Below are 19110 nucleotides of genomic sequence, written 5' to 3'. Positions count from 1 at the left end.
ACGTTATATTGCTTGATAGACTTTCAAAAATTGAACTTGTTCACTTTCCCAGTTGTACTTGAACTTCGCTGTTTTACAGTTGTTGCTCATCGTTGCACGCAGCACAGGATCTCGTAACAACTGATTGACGGCACTCGCAATCTCTTTGTAATCATGCGAATCTACACATAATCCAATATGCTCGCCTTCTACTACTTTTTTAATCTCCGGAAAGTCGCATGCTACCACCGGTACATCGCTCATGATGTATTCAAATAACTTATTTGAAGATGCCGAGTAGTGATTGAAGCACACATTATTTAATACTTGAAAACCTAAGTACGCATTTTTTGTATACTTCGGTAAGTCTTGCAGCGGTACTTTTGGAATAAACTTCACTTTATCTTCTAACTTCATTTCAACTACCATACGCTCTAGCTCTGGCTTGATACGTCCGTCTCCAATAAAGACTAACGTTCCTTCTTTAAATAACGGAGCCGCTTGAACAAGCTTTTCAAGCCCTCGTCCCGTTTGGATGCCGCCTTGATACAGCAGAATTTTTTCATTTTCAGGAAGCCCTAAGCGTTCGTGCAAGTTCACTTGTTGCTGCTGCTTATTTTTTGGTCGAAACGGATAGTTATAGACAACGTTTGGATAGAAGCCATATAAATCTTCATTGTATTTGGCACGCGTGTGATTTTCTACAATCATAGAGTCAATTTTATTAATAAAGAAAGATTCCATCTTTGCGTATACGCCGCTGTCGTAGCCAGTTCTGCTCGTCTGTACCTCGTGAGAATCATAAACAAGATACTTACGCTTAAAGCGAAGCTTTGAACAGATAAACCCTTGAGGAAGCGTATTTAAATCATTCGAGTGATAAATCTCGTACTTCTTCTTCCTGCCTTTTAAAATCATCCTTAAGATAATGCTTCCTCTTACCCAGACCACTTGCAGCTTCGTTTTTAATAACAGCGCTGCTACGACCGTAACAGGAAGAACTACATAAGGAGCTACGTACGCTGCTCCTAACCACAGCAAAAAAGCGATCAGAGCGAGCACTTTATATTTTAGAAGTGCGCGATACGCTTTTTTCATAAAAAGTAGCGAAGAAGGATAGCGCTTGACGCGATGAACGTGAAAATGTTCATTTACTTCTTCATACTGTTTTAAATCCGGATTGCTCGGATCATGAATACAAATTAAATCAACGGCATAACCATTCTCTGATAAAGCCGTACATTCACGCAGGACGCGCGCATCATTGGTAAAATGATTCCATACAAACATACAGACATTTTTTCTCATAATACTTCAACCTTATCCACTGATTCTGTCTGCTCCACATGCAGCGGTTCAGAACTTTTATTCTCAATCAAACGTATTAATACTTCAATATTTTTTTCCCAGAAGAAATGCTTTTTCACATAATTCAAGCTGTTGCGAGACATTTCACCTCTTTTAGAAGGCTTCTGATACAAATACAGGATATGTCTTAACATCTCATCTGCTGTATTCGTCTCTGATACAATTCCAGCTTCATGTGAAACAATCACGTCTTTTGCATAGCCAGAAACCGATGCGACAATCGGGATTCCACATGTCATATAATCAATGATCTTACCAGGAAGAACCGTTTCAAATACTTGCTTGCCGTTCAACGTGACAATTCCAATATGATGCTCAGAAATAATATGTAAGCACTCTTGACGAGTAGTTGGTTTAATAAACCGAACATTCGTTAACTTATGCTCTTTTGCAAAGCGCACAAACTCCTTCTTTTTAAACCCATATCCCATAACCGTCAATTCAATATTATACTCATTTAGTTCTTTTGCAAGGTCCATTAGAACCGTTACATCTTGTGCTAAACCAATATTGCCTGCATACATAACTTTAAATACGTCGCTTCCAGATTCAATCATTGAAATCTCATTACGATTTGCAGCATTAGGCATAAAATGAATTTTATTTAAAGGAATAGCATATTTCTCTGTCATAAACCGAATAAAGCCTTCACTGTTTACGATAATATGATCGGCTTTTACATAGAGAATTTTCTCTAGGCGGCTGAACACAGAAATAACGACCGGGTAATTGAACACCCCTACGCCTTTTAACGATTCAGGCCATAAATCTCGAATGTCTAAAATAAGCGGCCTTCGATAACGATATTTGGCAAGCAGCCCGACGACAGCAATAAAAATAGGCGGAGATGTAACAAAAACCACATCGTACTGTTTTCGGTCAGTTAAAATGAATAGCATCATTTTAAAAGCAATTTCTAAATAATACATTAAACGATTGATAATACTTCTAGAATACTTGCGATTTTTCACACCAATGCGTGTTACATCATTTTCTTCATCAATTGACTCATCATCCCAAAACTGTTCGTCATGATAGATCTTTTTATTTGGATATGTGGGCTCAGTCGTCAGTACATTTACGTCATAATTTTCATCTTTTAAGAGTTTATATATATTTTTTATACGATTTCCTGCACTACCGATTTCAGGATAAAAATGTTGAGAAATCACAAGTACCCTTTTTGTCAAAGCAACTTCACTCCAATACAATTTCACTAGCTCGCCAAGCGAACTAGTGAAACATCAATTAAGCTTTTACGTTTTCTCTCTGTAATAGCTCATCCATAAATGTAAGTAAATCTTCACGTAAATCTTCATGCTGAAGAGCAAATTCTAGCGACGTTTGAATAAATCCAAGCTTTTCACCAACATCGTAACGTTTGCCTTCAAAGTCGTAAGCAAATACGCGCTGAATTTCGTTCAGCTTTTGAATCGCATCCGTTAATTGGATCTCTCCACCTGCGCCTACTTCCTGCTGTTCTAAAAACTTGAAGATTTCAGGTGTGAAGATATAACGTCCCATAATAGCTAGATTAGAAGGTGCTGTTCCTAATGCTGGCTTTTCAACAAATGTATCCACTTGATAACGGCGGCCATTGCTTGAAATAGGATCTACAATTCCGTAACGGTTCGTTTCGTTTTCTGGAACCGTCTGCACACCAATCACAGAAGATAACGTTTCATCATACTGATTCATTAACTGACGCAAGCAAGGCGTTTCTGCTTGAACAATGTCGTCTCCTAACAGTACAGCAAACGGCTCATCTCCAATAAATTTGCGCGCACACCAAACCGCATGTCCTAATCCTTTTGGCTCTTTTTGACGGATGTAGTGAATTTCTACATTCGCTGATTGACGCACTTTTTCTAGAAGTTCGAACTTTTCCTTTTCTACTAGGTTTTGTTCTAATTCCGGTGCGTTGTCAAAATGATCTTCGATAGCACGTTTGCCTTTACCCGTTACGATAATGATATCTTCAATACCAGACTCAATTGCTTCTTCAATAATGTATTGAATGGTCGGTTTATCTACAATTGGAAGCATTTCTTTTGGCATTGCTTTTGTTGCTGGCAAGAAACGTGTACCTAATCCTGCAGCTGGAATAATCGCTTTTTTTACTTTTGACATGACTAAACTTCCCCCATCTACTAATTACTTATTTTGAGCATTAAAATATTCACTAATTGCATCGGCAATACGTTTTGAAGCAAGGCCATCGCCATACGGATTCGATGCTTTAGACATACGCGCATATTCTTCTTCATTTGTTAAAAGCTCTTTAGCAAGTGAATAAATCGTTTCTTCTTCTACACCTGCAAGCTTTAACGTTCCGGCTTCAATACCTTCAGGACGTTCTGTTGTATCACGCAGGACTAATACCGGCACACCTAATGAAGGAGCTTCTTCTTGCACGCCGCCTGAATCCGTTAAAATGATATGAGCACGTGAAGCGAAATTATGGAAGTCTACTACTTCTAGAGGTTCAATTAATTGAATGCGAGAATCATTTCCTAACACTTCATCTGCCAATTCACGAACAACAGGATTTAAATGTACAGGGTAGACTACTTGTACGTCATCATGCTCCTCTACAATTCGTTTAATCGCACGGAACATATTGCGCATTGGTTCACCAAGATTTTCACGGCGGTGAGCCGTTAACAGAATTAAACGGTCATTTCCTACACGATCTAATACGGGGTGAGAATATTCTTCTAATACCGTTGTTTTTAATGCATCAATTGCCGTGTTTCCTGTAATAAACAACGTTTCTTCTTTTTTGTTTTCCTGCAATAAGTTATGAGCAGACTTTGTAGTGGGAGCAAAATGAAGATCCGCTAATACTCCTGTTAACTGGCGATTCATTTCTTCCGGGTACGGAGAGTATTTATTCCATGTACGAAGACCCGCTTCTACATGGCCTACTTTGATTTGATTATAGAAAGCCGCAAGACCTGCGATGAAGGTTGTTGTTGTATCGCCGTGCACCAGTACGATGTCAGGCTGAACTTCTTTCATGACTTGATCTAGTCCTTGAAGTCCGCGTGTTGTGACATCCATAAGCGTTTGACGGTCTTTCATAATGTTTAAGTCGTGATCTGGTGTAATATCAAACACACGCAGCACTTGGTCTAGCATTTCACGATGCTGAGCTGTTACCGTCACGATAGATTCAAATTCTTCTGAACGTTTATTTAATTCTAATACAAGGGGAGCCATTTTAATGGCTTCTGGACGTGTTCCAAAAATCGTCATTACTTTAATACGCTGTTGCAATGTAGTCACCTAGTTTCATTAAATTATGTATAAAAGCACTAGTATTTTTAATAGAAAATACTAGTCTCTTTTTTTATAAAGTTCTTGTTCTTTCTGCTGAATGGCATGTGCTAAATGTTTTTTTAAAATCAGCAGCTGATCGTAAGATGCATCTTGGTAAATGTACCGCACAGCCTTTTTTACACTCTTAGGTAAATGATCAAATTCTTTCATGTTTTCTATACTGCTCAATAGCTTCTACCCTCTAGGCATTAAAAAATACCTAGAAACTTTTTCCGCATAATTTTTTCCGGAGATTCTTTGTAGCATCTTGTTCCGTCGACGACGCATTGAGCATTTTCTAGAAACATATAATAATAATCTCTTCCATGCGCACTCTCAATCACATCAATCGCCTCTTGCATATGAAAAGAGCGATGTTGGAGGTTATGGGCGTCTGAGGAAACAAAATGCACGAGGTTGGCGTCTATTAACTGGTGAGAAAATTTCTTTATTTTCTTTCCAAAGTGTCCAACCAAGCTAGAAGCTGTAACTTGAGCTAATGCTCCTTTATTAATAAAGTTATAGAGAAGATCAGGGTCCTCTAACAACCGACTGTTTCGTTCTGGATGGACGATAATAGGGATGATTCCCTGTGATTGAATATCAAACAGCAGCCGCTCCGCATATCGAGGGACTTGACTTGAAGGAAATTCAACAAACAAGTATTTTCCCGTATTATTTAAAGTGAGTATTTTGTTTTGATGATAGTCTTCCAAGATTTCACCGTAAATACGGTTTTCTTGACCAGGTAAAATGGTTAATGGCACTCCTTCACGAACAAGCAAACTATTTAATCGTTCAACACTCTGTAAAATAGCTTCTTTTTCATTATGATATCTGCCATTCTGATGATGAGGCGTGGCAACAATAGCCGTAATGCCTTCTGAGACAGCTCGCTTTGCCATTTCAATACTCATCTCACTACTTGCAGAACCATCATCGACATTAGGCAAAATGTGACAATGTAAGTCAATCATCTACCCTCACCCCTATCCTTCTTAAGACCTAATTAAAGCAATACTTATGTTAGCATATTACAACATGTATTTCTATGTCTTTTTTTGTCGAAACATCTGCAAATCAACGTCCTGTAAATATTTAAGAATAGTCTGAATAAATTTATTCATTTCATTTGAACTACTGAACAAGCCCTAAAAAGCGCTGTTTACCGAGAAAAACCTACTTTTTAGCTATCTTGCCAATACATGAACAAATAGAAAAATTTTACTAATTCTTTATAAATACTTCACCTATGAAAAATCTCACATTTTAAACTTTCTATAACAATAGTCATAATTTTTTATACGTTTTCTCTATAAAAATACGCCAAAAAGCCTCCCCGCTAGCAAAAGCTAGCGGGGAGGCTTTAATTAATTGCTACCATAATAGTAATAGTAGTTACCTTCTTCTACTTTGCGGTTATTTAACACAACCCCAAGCAGTTTGCCTTTCGCACTACTTAACAGCTCTTTCGATTTCAATGCAGCGTCTTTCTCTGTTTTACCGCTGCTGACTACTAAAATCGTGCCGTCTACTTGATTCGCTAAAATCTGCGCATCAGCCACAGCTAAAATCGGAGGCGTATCAAAAATGATCATATCAAACTGCTCTTTCATTTCTTTTAACAACTCAACCATCTGAGCAGATGCTAGCAGTTCAGATGGATTCGGCGGAATAGGACCGCTTGTTAAAACAGAAAGATGAGGAATTTCTGACTCTTGAACCGCTTGCGCTAACGTAGATTGACGTGTCAATACATTCGTAAGGCCAATATGGTTTTCTAACCGGAATGTGTAATGACCCGTTGGTTTACGTAAATCAGCATCAATTAGTAATACGTTTAAACCTTGCTGTGCGTAAACGGTTGCTAGATTAGAAGTTGTTGTAGACTTCCCTTCTTCAGCACCGCTTGATGTTACAACAATCGTCTTTATGTCTTGATCAACGTTTGAGAACTGGATATTTGTACGAATCGTACGGTACTGTTCAGCTACCGGATCTTTTGGACTGTTATGAGCAAGCAAACGTCTTTTTAACGTTAGCATTTTATCATTTTTTTGGGCTTTGTTTTTACGAGCCATACGTTTCACCTCTTTGCGGTACGCGAGCAGCTACATCTGGTCGCGATACGTTTGATGACTTAGGCACATCTTTAATATTCGTGACGACTCCAATCACAGGAAGCCCTAGAATATTTTCAATATCTTGCTCGTTTTTTAACGTGTTGTCTAAGTACTCAAGTAAGAATGATAGCCCGATACCTACCATTAAACCGACTACTAATGCAATTGCAATATTCATTAATGGCTGAGGCTTAATTGGGCTTGCACTTTCGCCAATCGCTGCTTTTGAAAGAACTTTAACATTGTCGACATTCATAAGTTTAGGCACTTGTTTTTGAAAAACAGAAGCCGTTGTATTGGCAATTTGAGCTGCACGTTTTGCACTTGTATCTTGTACGACAATCCGTGCTACCTGCGAGTCCTGTGCGCTTGTCACTTGAATTTGACCGCTTAGGGATTGAGCAGATTTATCAAGTTTTAACTCTTTCACCACTTTATCTAAGATAGCCGGACTTGTAATAATGTCATTGTACGTGTTAATAAGCTGCACGTTTGTTTGAACGGCTTGATTACTATATAACTGCTGATCATTTTTCGCTTGATTGACTAAAATTTGTGTCTTTGATTCATACACAGGCGTTAGCACAAAAAAGCTAATCACTCCACTTACGGTTGCAGCGATAATTGTAATCAGTACAATAAGCCAAAGACGCTTACGAAGCACTGCAAACAACTCTCGCAAACTAAGTATCTCTTCCATAGTTGACCTCCGAACTTAATAACTTCTAAAAATTCAATATACTGTTCATTATAGTTGACAAAAGATCCTTTTACTATATTCTTTTGTAAATTAAATGAAAGCTTTACATTTCCTAGTCTTATATCGGAATTAATGCAGGAGTTTTAATAAAAAAGTTAATTATTTTTCAAAAAGCTGCTTAATGCTTCTCTCCAATGTCTAATTGAAGTAAAGTTGTTTAACTTTATAGACATGTGTTCAAAAACAGAATTAGCTGGTCTCGCCGCTGGACGAGGGAAATCAGCTGTTGTACATGGTTTTACTTGCACTTCCATATTTGATACTTTAAAAATTTCTTTTGCAAATTCGTACCAAGAACAACTTCCACTATTAGAGATGTGATACACACCATATTTCTGAGTACCTACTAACTCTAAAATAGCATGAGCTAAATCTAATGTGTAAGTTGGACATCCTATTTGATCAGCTACCACGGAAAGTTCTTTTCTTTCTTCTCCTAATTTCAGCATAGTTTTAACAAAGTTAGCTCCATGCTTGCCGTATACCCAAGAAGTTCGCACAATAAAAAATTTAGAGTGTAAATCACGGACAAATTGTTCACCGGCTAACTTAGACTTTCCATATACACCTAAAGGAGAAGTGGGAGAAAATTCATTATAAGGTTCATCAGTTGTGCCATCAAACACATAATCCGTACTTACATATACAAGCTTTGCTCCTACTGCTTCTGCCGCTACAGCAACATTGCGTGTACCATATGCGTTGATAAGAAATGCTTGATCAGGCTCTGACTCAGCTAAATCTACTTGTGTATGAGCAGCTGAATGAAGTACAATATTTGGTTTCAAGGTACTAATCATTTCTTGAACCTGCGCTTGGTTTGTAATATCCATTCTGTCTCGACCAAATCCATAGACTTCAAAACCTTTTTCAGTAAAGAGCTCAACTAATTCCTTACCAAGCTGTCCATTCGCTCCTGTAATTAAGACTTTTTGACTCATTATTTATCACCATATTGTTTGTTGTAGTAGTTTACATAGTCACCTGATTTAATGTTTTTCCACCAGTCTTGATTATCCAAATACCATTGAATTGTTTCAACAATTCCTGTATCAAACGTGTATTTTGGGTTCCATCCAAGCTCTGTTGTTAATTTAGTAGGATCGATTGCATAACGACGATCATGCCCAAGTCGGTCTTCTACAAATTTAATTAATTCTTTTGGAGCATTAAGTTTCTCTACGATTAAATGTACAATTTCATTATTTGTTCGTTCATTGTGCCCGCCTACATTATAAATTTCTCCTGGCGCTCCTTTATGAATAACCAAATCAATAGCAGCGCAATGATCTTTTACATGTAACCAATCACGAACGTTTTTACCATCTCCATAGATAGGAAGTTCTTTTCCTTCTAGAGCATTTGTTACCATTAATGGAATCAATTTCTCAGGAAAATGATAAGGACCATAGTTATTTGAACATCTTGTGATATTAACATTCATACCGAAGGTCTCGTGGTACGCACTAACAAGCATGTCAGCCCCTGCTTTACTTGCAGAGTAAGGACTGTTTGGAGCAAGAGGGGTTTCTTCTGTAAAATAACCAGTTTCACCTAGTGAACCATATACTTCATCGGTTGATACTTGTACATATTTCTTCAGGTTATTAGCTTTTGCTACATCTAAAAGTGCTTGTGTACCTAACACATTACTCTTAATAAAAATATCTGGCTCTGTAATACTACGATCAACATGTGATTCCGCTGCAAAGTTCACAATTACATCAATATTATGATATTTAACTAAATGATCTACGAGTTCTTTATTGTTAATATCACCTTTTACAAACGTATAGTTTTCATGACTTTCAATATCTTTTAAGTTTTCAAGATTACCTGCGTATGTAAGTAAATCATAATTTACAATACCATAACTAGGGTATGTTTCTACCATATGACGTACAAAATTACTTCCAATAAAACCTGCTCCACCCGTCACTAAAATATTCATTATTGAATCACTCCCAAGTAAAATTATTATCTGCTTCTGCTAAAGTTGGATGTTTTGTATCTTTGTCAGAGAGAACTGGATTATTAAACGGCCAATCAATATTTAAAGCTGGATCATTCCAAGCAATGCCTCTATCATGTTCTGGAGAATATAGCTCGTCTACTTTATATTGAACCTCGGCATTTTCTACAATCGTACAAAAGCCGTGTGCAAAACCTTTTGGTACTAAAAGCTGACGTTTATTATCTGCTGATAAAATAAACCCTTGCCATTCTCCATATGTAGGTGAACCCTTTCGGATATCTACAATAACATCATAAATCGCACCTCTTGTTACACGTACAAGTTTTGTTTGTGCTTTGTCATTCAACTGATAATGCATACCTCGCAACGTGCCTGGTTGCTGAGATAATGAATGGTTATCTTGAATAAAATCCATATCAATTCCGTTTTGTTTAAACATTTCTTTATTATAGCTTTCTGTAAAGAAACCTCTATGATCGCCAAAAACCTTTGGTTCAATCAAGATCACATCTTCAAATTTTGTTTTTATAATATTCATGCTTTTCCACCCACCAATATTTTTTCTAATGCACTTTGATTCGCTAAACGTAGCATGTACTGTCCATACTCATTCTTTTTTAATGGTTCGGCTAGTTGAATTAACTGTTCTCTTGTAATGTAACCTTTGCGGAACGCTATCTCTTCTAAACATGCCACTTTTAGACTTTGACGTTTTTCAACTGTTTCAATAAACGTAGAAGCTTCCAATAATGATTCGTGAGTACCTGTATCAAGCCATGCGAAACCACGTCCTAGCAACTCTACTTGGAGTTTACCACGACGTAAATATTCTTCGTTAACTGAAGTAATCTCTAATTCCCCACGCTCTGATGGTTTAATAGATTTTGCGATTTCTACTACATCATTGTCATAGAAATACAGACCTGTTACGGCATATGTCGACTTGGGCTGAACAGGCTTTTCTTCAATAGAAATGGCTTTTCCTTGTTCATCAAATTCTACTACACCAAAACGTTCAGGGTCTTTAACATTATACCCAAACACTGTAGCCCCTTCAGAACGGTTTGCTGCACGCTCTAGTGTTTTTGTAAATCCGTGACCATAGAAAATATTATCTCCCAAAATAAGTGCCACTGATTCATTTCCAATAAATTCTTCACCAATGATAAATGCCTGTGCTAGCCCATCAGGCGATTCTTGTACTTCGTAGCTTAAATTAATACCTAAATCTTTCCCATCTCCAAGCAACTGTTCAAAACGAGGAGTATCCGTAGGGGTGGAGATAATTAATATATCTTTTATACCAGCTAACATCAATACAGATAATGGATAATAAATCATCGGTTTGTCATAAATTGGAATTAATTGTTTCGAAATCGATCGTGTAATAGGATACAATCTAGTACCACTGCCACCTGCTAATATTATGCCTTTCATATTTCCAGCTCCTTTATTAATTTTTTAAAAATAACGTCTCGTATTCGTCAACAATTTTTTCCCATGAATATTCTTCAACGATACGTTTTTTAGCTTTTTTTGACATTAAATTAATTGTATCGTTGTTATATAAATCTGCCGAATCCACTAACTTTGCTAAATTACCTTTATTTTTATTAAAATAGACTGCCCCTTCAGCTCCTACTTCTCTGTTAAAAACAACATCCAGTAATAAATTAAGTCTCGTAGAGGCAAGTGCTTCAAGTAGAGAAGGATTGGTTCCTCCTACTTCATGTCCGTGAAAATAGCCATATGCTTGTTCACGAATTTTTTGAAGTAATTCTTGATCATATACTGTTCCAACAAACTTAATACGTGAATCTTGGTTAAAGTTTGTACGTTTTAAAAGTTCTTCATAAAAGCTATTTTGCTCTACATTTGAAATAATAACTAAGTCTTTTTTCGAGTTAGATACCATAAACTCTCTGATCATTAGCTCATAATTATTTTCGGGTACAAAGCGACCAACAATCAAATAGTATTCCAATGCTTCAACGCCATGTTTTTGATACCATTCAGTTAATTTGCTAGAAGTACTACTTAATGGCGCCTCTTCTACTGTCGCACCATAAGCAATAAAAGTGGTATTTGGAGAATAACGTTGATAATCTTTTTGTATGTAATCTTCTATTCCTCTAGAGTCGCATACTAATAAATCTGCATGTTTAACCATGAGACGTTCAGAAAGTTTCCAATACTGTCTAATATAATAATTCCATTTACTTCGCTTCCACTCATGTCCGTCAGGATTCACAAATACTTGGACGCCCATTTTTTCAAGAGCTCTTTTGTATTTAGCGAAGAACGGGCCGATCCGGCAAGCCAGTACATATACTATTGAATTAGTAAGTTTCTTTTCTTTTATATAGTTTAAACATTCTTTCAAGCTTAAAATATCATACAAAACCGCTTTAGCACTTCCGATATTAGGCACTCTCACATTAAAGCAGCGAACATTGTTGTGATAGAATTCTTTGTTATCTTCAGCCATACAGGAAACATGATAAGCTATTTCTTCACTGACTTTCATTTTTGTTAAATATTCAACAAATGTTTCAAATCCTCCATATTTTGCAGGAATGCCCTTTGAACCTATAATAAAGACATTTTTCATGATCATTTAACTCCTAGCACTTTTATATAATTCTTCAATTTCTTTATTATGAAAAGATAATACTGATAGAAATGGACCTCTACAAATATTATTATTCCATTTTTCAAGTGTTTCTTTTTTATTATCAATTACATATTTAATAGCATGCGCTAACTCATTGACATTGGCACCAACAATAAGCCCATTAACCTCATGTTGAACTAAGTCTTTGAAGCCTATGTGTTCAGTTACAATTGTAGGGACTCCATGAGACATTGCTTCTAACCCAATAAAGCCAAACGTTTCGTTCCACACACTTGGTACGATCAAAACATCGATTTGATCAAAAATACTTTCCAAATCACTTTGCTTATATTTCCCGTGAAACGAAATATGCTGTTTATCTTCCGTGAGTTCAATCTCTCTATCATTTCCATAAACTGAAAGATGCCAATTAATTTCTCCTTGTTCTAATAGTTTTAATAAGCTTTTACGTAGTAATGGAAATCCCTTGTATTCTTCTATGGGACCTAAAAATCCTATTTGAAGTTTAGTATGTTTATAATCCTTGATTTTCCGATTATCTTTAATATCATTGTGCGTAATTGAGATAACTTTATTGGGCTTAGTGATATATTTCTCATACTCATTTTTAGTTAACTGGCTATTAAAATGGAATAAATCTACCATTTCTAACATATTGATATAGTTGTCTCTCAACTGAAGAAATTTTTGCTGTAATTGAGCACTATTGAGTATTGAATTATTATCATTTAATTCGATAGATTTTTGATCTGATATCTGTGCACTTTTTTTATTTTTTTTAAATGTTCTTAAACTTTTAATTAATTTACTATCCTTAAAATATTTATAGAAGTGCGACTGCATAACATAAATCATGGGTAAACTAAAAGCATTTTCATTACAACTTATACAGTTAGCCCCCTCTTTGAAATCCTTGCATATATCACCTTTACTATCGATCAAATTTACTTTGGGACAAATTCCATAATAATCATGAGTAGTAAAAATTAATTTTATATTTAGCTCTTTAGCAGCTTGCATAAATTCACCATGAAGTCCCATTAAAGTATGTATATGTACAACTTCTATGTTTAACGCTTTAAGAAATTTTAGATATAATTGAGTTCCTGGTTTTAATGATTTCATAAATTTATCAGGATTAATTACACCACCCAACAAAGAAACTGGTAGAGGATTAATAATTTCGTATACATCAATGCCTTTATACTCTTTATTTTGTTTAATCGTAACCTTATTCGATGGTGTTAATTGACCTGGATATAAAAGGTGAATTTGATGTCCACTACGCACTTGTTCAAGCATCAAATCAAGGGAATATTTTGTTAGCCCACCACTTCTGTAAGGTGGTAACCCTAATGTGTAATGAAGTATGTTCATTATTTCCCGCCTCATCAAAGATATACTTATTTTTAATAATGTTTTGGATAATAACACATAAACTTTCTAACGACTCAATATTCTAAGGAAATGTGCTTTTCCCTCTTATATTATTTTCTGTTTTTTATAACTTTAGCAGGAATACCTGCAACAACCGAATATGGTGGAACATCTTTGTTAACTACAGAATTAGCAGCAATAACTGATCCCTTTCCTACGGTTACTCCATCTAAAAAAACACTGCCTGCTCCAACCCAACAATCATCTTCAACTATAATTCCTTTACTATATACTCCTTGTTCTCTAATCGGTATATCAATACGATTATATATATGATTTTCAGAATGGAACCTCACATTTTGTCCCATTATCACATTACATCCGATTTTAATACCTCCTGCAGCACCAAAATAAGAAAACTCTCCTACCCCACTATTAGATCCTATTTCGAGTCCTACACCTAACTTAGATAATGATCCAGTACACTGTATTTTACTGTACGCACCTATAGAAACGTTATTTCCTAAAACAACTCCATTTTTAGAAAGAGCATTTATTTCCACATAATTATTTAGCGTCACAGATTGTCCAAAAGTCATGTGCTTCTTATGTAATAAAGTAACTTTTTTACCTGTAAAGATAAGTCGATTAAATTTGACTCTAAAAACACATTGGAAAAATCCTCTCACTATCATTAATATTCTTAAAAAACAAATCATTAGAAAATCTGACGCTGATATTGAATCATCTAATTTAAATTCCTTCTTTTTGATTAAAAATATTAGCTTTTCAAGAAATTTAACCAAATTCTCACTCTTTTCTCATATGAGTTTGGCACTGTAATACCTTTTATTAAAATCATTAGAACCAAATAAATTATGGTACCAACACTAAACCCAAAAAATAATTGTATAAAGCCATTTTTTATTAAACTCGTAATAAGATACGCTACCTTAAAAGATACCAAACTTGCAATAATTGTTTTTGTTAGACTTAAAAAATTAATCTTCCACGGTATATTTTTTTTAGACAAAAAATATACGCTGACTGGATACGTTATCATCGATAATAAAGAAGCATAAGTAGCCCCGAGATAACCGTATTTAGGTATTATTAATAAATTTAAAATTACATTGATTACTGCACTACAGGCAACAAGTATCATCATAACCTTAGTTTTAGATAATATTTCGAAGCCCTTATGCCCAAACAGTCCCGCATTCCATACTAATAAGGACAAATACAAAATAGGTAAAATCTTGTATCCTTCGTGAAACTGTTCCCCCAAAAATATATTTACTAAATTAATTGAGTACGACAATAAAAAGAAAAAAATAGGAATTGTTAAGATAAAGTACCACTGCGTAAACGACTGATTTCTTAGCTCAATTCGTTTCCTTTCTTCTTTAGTTTCATACTTCATGTTCATTAATTCAGGATGAGCTACTGACAATATAGGCCTAGTTAGCAACCCAATTCCGGCAATAATCAAACTATAATTAGCAGAATAGATTCCTACTTGTCTATCATCTGCAAAAATTTGCAACATATATCTATCTGATAGAGTAATAATTGAGTTTGCAATAAACCATCCAACCATAGGAAGCCCAAATTGAATAAATTTCATTTTAAAAGATTTGTAACTATCACGATTTTGTTTTTCCAATACTGCTGGTTTTAAATCTTTAAAATAAATACTAGCAACAAAAACAAATTGGACTAGTGCTGTTCCTATTAAAATCATAGTAGGTGACTTTGTTAAAGTCATCAAAAGAATTAATGGCAATATTAATTTTAAGAAAGATGCTAATACACTAATATTCTTAAATCTACTAACTTTAAAGTCAGACTGTAAAACTGTACTAAAAGATAGAAAGAAAATATTTGAAACAACCAAAAAAACTATAGGGAAATAATAATATCCTATTGAAATAAAACCTTTTAGAAATATATAGCTTATAATTGCAACTATTAGAAATACACCAGAAACTTGTAATAGGATCTTTAACAGATTGCTATTAAACTCGTCTATTTTATTTTCTCGAGTATAAATAGGACGATACTTTTGAGTTGATTGTTGAATCCATTGAACTAGTAATGTGGAAAGAAATACTGCTGTATTAAGAGCTAAACTGTACTCTCCGAACTCATAAGCATTAAAAATTCTTGTAAAAATAGATATTGATAACATCCCCAACAAAGCTGGCACTAATGTTGCTACTGCATATAACCAAGATGAATGTAAAATATTAGGGTTTTTCATATTGGAATTTAACCTTACTTTCATTATGATATTTATTTATATAATAGATATAGGAAACAAAACTCAGATATAATACAAAATAAAAAATTCGTTGAGGGTCAAAGGCAATTAAATTTACTGAACTTAAAGTAAAGAATACAAATAGTCCAAGTACTTCTAAATAATTTATCATTATTTTCTTAGAGATAAGAAACAATATAACTCTAAAGACTTTGAAAAATAATAAGATGAAAAGAATAGCTCCAATAATACCAAATGTATTGAGGTAACCGATAAAACCTACATCAGTTCTCGTTAAATTACCACTAGTTCCTCTTAATAAATAATATAAATCCGTTCCTTCTACTCCCCGAATAAAACCCATACCTAGCAACGGATTTTCATAAAATTGACTCATATATAAATCTATAGCTCTTTCTCTCGCAGATACACTAGCATCGTATACCCCAAACGATTCTATATAAGCTTTAGCTGTAGGAGTCAAACTAAAAAGAATTATGATTATAGATAGAGAAGCCGTGCCTACAACAAACTTAAGTATATCTTTCCTCCATTTATATATCATCATTATAAATATTGATAAAATTACAATAACTAAGGCACTTCTTGTTTTTGCAACAAATATGATATGAAATACACCTAAAAGTAGACACGCTATAGTTAAATAATAATTTTTTTTAGAAATCTTTTCTTTACCTTTTAGTAATACTCCGACAGCTATAACTACCATGAAATTAACAAAATCCCCAAGTTGATAAATTCTGTATTCCCCAAACCGTAACCTATCAAGAGTTAAATTTAAAAATATAACCCCTCTGTTGAGTAAAAAATATTGAATAATGAATAAAGACGTCAAAATAACACTACAAACTATCAAGAAATTAACTAGTTTATGATATGCCTTGTTCATATATAGGTAATATAGCGTGATAAAATACATCCCGAAAACCAGGCTATAATTACCAGATATTATTACATCAAATAGTGGTTGGTTATACCTGAATGTACTAAATAACATTTCTAAAAAAAACAGCATTAAAAATAAAATAACAATCGATCCTAAGGGATACAATTGAGGCTTTTTTAACATAAAGGTAAAGAAAAAGGTAAGAGATACTAAAATGATGATCACTAATAATATATTTTGGTGATCTGAATTAAATTCACTTATCCCTTGCGGAACCTTTAATAAATAAAAGAAGTTTAATTTCAAAATAATTAGAAGCATTATTATTGCTGTGAAGATTGTTTTCAATAGATTAGCACTCCTAGACGATTACTTTAAAATACCTTTTAACACTAAAGAAGACTTAATTAAATTTTTATAAATAAATCTGCGTTTTTTCAACTTAGATTTGGTTAAAAAATCTGTAGAGGAATCTTCTTTATGGAGAACACATATTTCAGGATAATATAACGTTTTATAATTATTAATTTTCGCCTTATAAAATAAAATATCTTCTTCCAAAAATAAAAATGTTCTTCCATCAAACGCTTCATTGTTCTTTATTATAAAACTTGGTGAAAAAATTAGAAAACTTCCATGTAAGGGTATATTTTCTTTTATTTCGTTAAAGTTCTCTACCTTCAGTTTTTCTTGTTTTGAAAAGAAAAGCTTTTTCTTTAGCTTTATTATTAGTTCTTCTATATAAATATAATTTAATAATAATAAAAATGTATATCTTGTTATATTTGAATAAATTTCTTTCTTAGAAGAAGTTACGTTGGATAGTGGATTTTGATGTCCCTTATCTATTAAGGAAATTATATCCGGACCCATTATATGATAATTATATTTTTTGTATGATTCTTTTATCTTTTTATATATCTCTCTATCTTTAACAATTATGTCATTATTCAAAATTACGATAAAAGAAGCTTTCAGAATATTTTTGGCATAATCGTACCCTATATTGTTACCCTGAGCAAATCCCATATTATAGTCATTTTCAATAAAATAAACATTACTTAAATTTGAAAATTCTTCTTTTATTGATAAAAAACTTTCATTGTGTGAGGCATTATCAACGATAACAATGTTAAAGTCTTGATTTTGGTTGCATTGTTGAATAGATTTCACACATTTTGAAGTGTCATCGTTAGTTAAGTAATGAAGTATAACATACGTAATCATCGGCTTAGTTACCTCTCAATATTACTTATTTCAGATAAAAATTTATCGACAATAGAATCCCATGTAAAATTATTTTTTATAGTGAGCTCAGCATTATTTGAAATCATCTGCGATAATTGTTCATCTCTTATAACATTTAGAATAGTCTCACTCCATAAAACTTCATCAAACTCTTTTATGATAAATCCATTATTAGCATTTTGAATTAGTGTACTTGAACCTCCATTATCACTTGTTATAGTCGGAACTCCAAAATACATCGCTTCTAACAATACCATTCCAAAAATCTCTTTTTTAGAAGGCAATACAAAAGCATTAGAATTTATATATATTTCTTTTAAATATTTATTCGCAACTTTATCATAGATAATAATATTCTTAGCAATATCGTCGTCAACTGTTGACAGGCACTTATCAACATAACCTCTTTTACCTTTTCCAACTACTATTAATTTAATGTTTTTTTCACGTTTTAGTACTAATTTAAATACTTTAATTAGAAAAGAGAAATTTTTTCTTTCATCTAAAGAACCTACATAAAGAATATTTTTTGTATCTTTTATATAATTAATAATTTTTTGTATATGAGGTGGAACTGTTTGGGATTCCACTTCAAAAATTTCATTGTTTAGTCCGACGCCTAAAGTACTTACGTTACAAAAGCCCTTTTTTTCTAAATATACTTGGGCTTTTGTTGACTTAGTGAAAGTTTTATCAACTTTTTTGTTAATTGCTTTTACAAAAAGAGTATCGTAAATCTTTTCGCAGAATGGAATTTTAAATAAATTGTAATATGGGCCATTATATAGAACAACTTTAGGCTTAAAGTATGTCCATAGTAAACTCATAATTTGACTATATTCCGTGGTGATTATCATATCATATTCGTTTACGAAGCTTTTCTTTAATAATGAGGGATAAAGACCTGTACGGAGAAACTTATAACCTTTTCTCCATAAGATTCTTATCACAGCGTTATCATCTTTATATATAATTTCATCCTTATTTTCAGGCGCATAATAAATAATATCGGAACTAATCCCTTTGCTAGCTAAAGCTTTACAGAATCCAATTTCTTGAAGATTATATAATGATGGATTTACTACGTACGGACCATTTCTAACATATAATACTTTTTTCATTATCATTCTTCCTAATCTAGTGTAATCTTATTA

General features: G+C 33.7%; 19 protein-coding genes. All 19 read right to left on the bottom strand.

Annotated features, from left to right (window positions below; translation table 11 throughout):
- Positions 1–3 precede the first annotated feature (3 nt).
- Entirely contained in the window at positions 4–1290 is a 1287-nt protein-coding gene (locus LJC66_RS05355; RefSeq protein WP_230932168.1) for a glycosyltransferase, read from the bottom strand.
- Positions 1284–2537 (bottom strand): glycosyltransferase family 4 protein, encoded by a 1254-nt coding sequence (locus tag LJC66_RS05350; RefSeq protein ID WP_230931979.1) that lies wholly within the window; start codon positions 2535–2537, stop codon positions 1284–1286. Before LJC66_RS05350 ends, LJC66_RS05355 begins: the two co-directional genes overlap by 7 nt.
- Before the next feature lie 58 nt (positions 2538–2595).
- On the bottom strand, positions 2596–3477 hold the full coding sequence (gene galU / locus LJC66_RS05345) for a UTP--glucose-1-phosphate uridylyltransferase GalU (protein WP_045293121.1): 882 nt from the start codon (positions 3475–3477) through the stop codon (positions 2596–2598).
- 24 nt (positions 3478–3501) lie between these two features.
- Positions 3502–4626 carry a non-hydrolyzing UDP-N-acetylglucosamine 2-epimerase gene (gene wecB, locus LJC66_RS05340; protein ID WP_308280725.1) on the bottom strand — a complete coding sequence of 375 codons (1125 nt, stop codon included), beginning with the start codon at positions 4624–4626 and terminating at the stop codon, positions 3502–3504.
- 60 nt (positions 4627–4686) lie between these two features.
- The gene (locus LJC66_RS05335; protein WP_170959563.1) at positions 4687–4839 is read right to left on the bottom strand and encodes a hypothetical protein; all 153 of its coding nucleotides are present in this window, start codon (positions 4837–4839) and stop codon (positions 4687–4689) included.
- A 38-nt stretch (positions 4840–4877) separates the two neighbouring features.
- Positions 4878–5645, bottom strand: coding sequence for a tyrosine-protein phosphatase (locus tag LJC66_RS05330; protein WP_230931978.1), 768 nt, complete (start codon positions 5643–5645; stop codon positions 4878–4880).
- 393 nt (positions 5646–6038) lie between these two features.
- Positions 6039–6749 carry a CpsD/CapB family tyrosine-protein kinase gene (locus tag LJC66_RS05325; RefSeq protein WP_230931977.1) on the bottom strand — a complete coding sequence of 237 codons (711 nt, stop codon included), beginning with the start codon at positions 6747–6749 and terminating at the stop codon, positions 6039–6041.
- Positions 6739–7491: a YveK family protein gene (locus tag LJC66_RS05320; protein WP_230931976.1), complete on the bottom strand. Its 753-nt coding sequence runs from the start codon at positions 7489–7491 to the stop codon at positions 6739–6741. The genes LJC66_RS05325 and LJC66_RS05320 overlap by 11 nt, the downstream gene beginning before the upstream one ends.
- Positions 7492–7646: 155 nt before the next feature.
- Positions 7647–8492, bottom strand: a complete 846-nt coding sequence (rfbD, locus tag LJC66_RS05315) for a dTDP-4-dehydrorhamnose reductase (protein ID WP_230931975.1) — start codon at positions 8490–8492, stop codon at positions 7647–7649.
- Positions 8492–9502, bottom strand: coding sequence for a dTDP-glucose 4,6-dehydratase (gene rfbB / locus LJC66_RS05310; protein ID WP_230931974.1), 1011 nt, complete (start codon positions 9500–9502; stop codon positions 8492–8494). Before rfbB ends, rfbD begins: the two co-directional genes overlap by 1 nt.
- A gap of 7 nt (positions 9503–9509) precedes the next feature.
- Positions 9510–10064 (bottom strand): dTDP-4-dehydrorhamnose 3,5-epimerase, encoded by a 555-nt coding sequence (gene rfbC / locus LJC66_RS05305; RefSeq protein WP_230931973.1) that lies wholly within the window; start codon positions 10062–10064, stop codon positions 9510–9512.
- Positions 10061–10963, bottom strand: coding sequence for a glucose-1-phosphate thymidylyltransferase RfbA (gene rfbA, locus LJC66_RS05300; protein WP_230931972.1), 903 nt, complete (start codon positions 10961–10963; stop codon positions 10061–10063). Before rfbA ends, rfbC begins: the two co-directional genes overlap by 4 nt.
- 16 nt (positions 10964–10979) lie before the next feature.
- The gene (cps2T, locus tag LJC66_RS05295; RefSeq protein WP_230931971.1) at positions 10980–12137 is read right to left on the bottom strand and encodes a beta 1-4 rhamnosyltransferase Cps2T; all 1158 of its coding nucleotides are present in this window, start codon (positions 12135–12137) and stop codon (positions 10980–10982) included.
- 6 nt (positions 12138–12143) lie between these two features.
- Positions 12144–13538, bottom strand: coding sequence for a glycosyltransferase (locus LJC66_RS05290; RefSeq protein ID WP_230931970.1), 1395 nt, complete (start codon positions 13536–13538; stop codon positions 12144–12146).
- A 110-nt stretch (positions 13539–13648) separates the two neighbouring features.
- Positions 13649–14344, bottom strand: a complete 696-nt coding sequence (locus tag LJC66_RS27930) for an acyltransferase (protein WP_308280724.1) — start codon at positions 14342–14344, stop codon at positions 13649–13651.
- Positions 14320–15801 carry a lipopolysaccharide biosynthesis protein gene (locus LJC66_RS05280; protein WP_230931969.1) on the bottom strand — a complete coding sequence of 494 codons (1482 nt, stop codon included), beginning with the start codon at positions 15799–15801 and terminating at the stop codon, positions 14320–14322. Before LJC66_RS05280 ends, LJC66_RS27930 begins: the two co-directional genes overlap by 25 nt.
- On the bottom strand, positions 15788–17056 hold the full coding sequence (locus LJC66_RS05275) for an O-antigen ligase family protein (protein WP_230931968.1): 1269 nt from the start codon (positions 17054–17056) through the stop codon (positions 15788–15790). Before LJC66_RS05275 ends, LJC66_RS05280 begins: the two co-directional genes overlap by 14 nt.
- Positions 17057–17077: 21 nt before the next feature.
- Positions 17078–17935: a glycosyltransferase gene (locus LJC66_RS05270; RefSeq protein WP_230931967.1), complete on the bottom strand. Its 858-nt coding sequence runs from the start codon at positions 17933–17935 to the stop codon at positions 17078–17080.
- 8 nt (positions 17936–17943) lie between these two features.
- Positions 17944–19077: a glycosyltransferase family 4 protein gene (locus tag LJC66_RS05265; RefSeq protein ID WP_230931966.1), complete on the bottom strand. Its 1134-nt coding sequence runs from the start codon at positions 19075–19077 to the stop codon at positions 17944–17946.
- Positions 19078–19110: the final 33 nt, after the last annotated feature.

The sequence above is a fragment of the Priestia sp. TSO9 genome (assembly GCF_021029645.1).
In the GTDB taxonomy this organism is placed as follows: domain Bacteria; phylum Bacillota; class Bacilli; order Bacillales; family Bacillaceae_H; genus Priestia; species Priestia megaterium_E.
The sequence above is the reverse complement of the archived record's forward strand: the minus strand, read 5'-3'. Positions and strand labels throughout refer to the sequence as shown.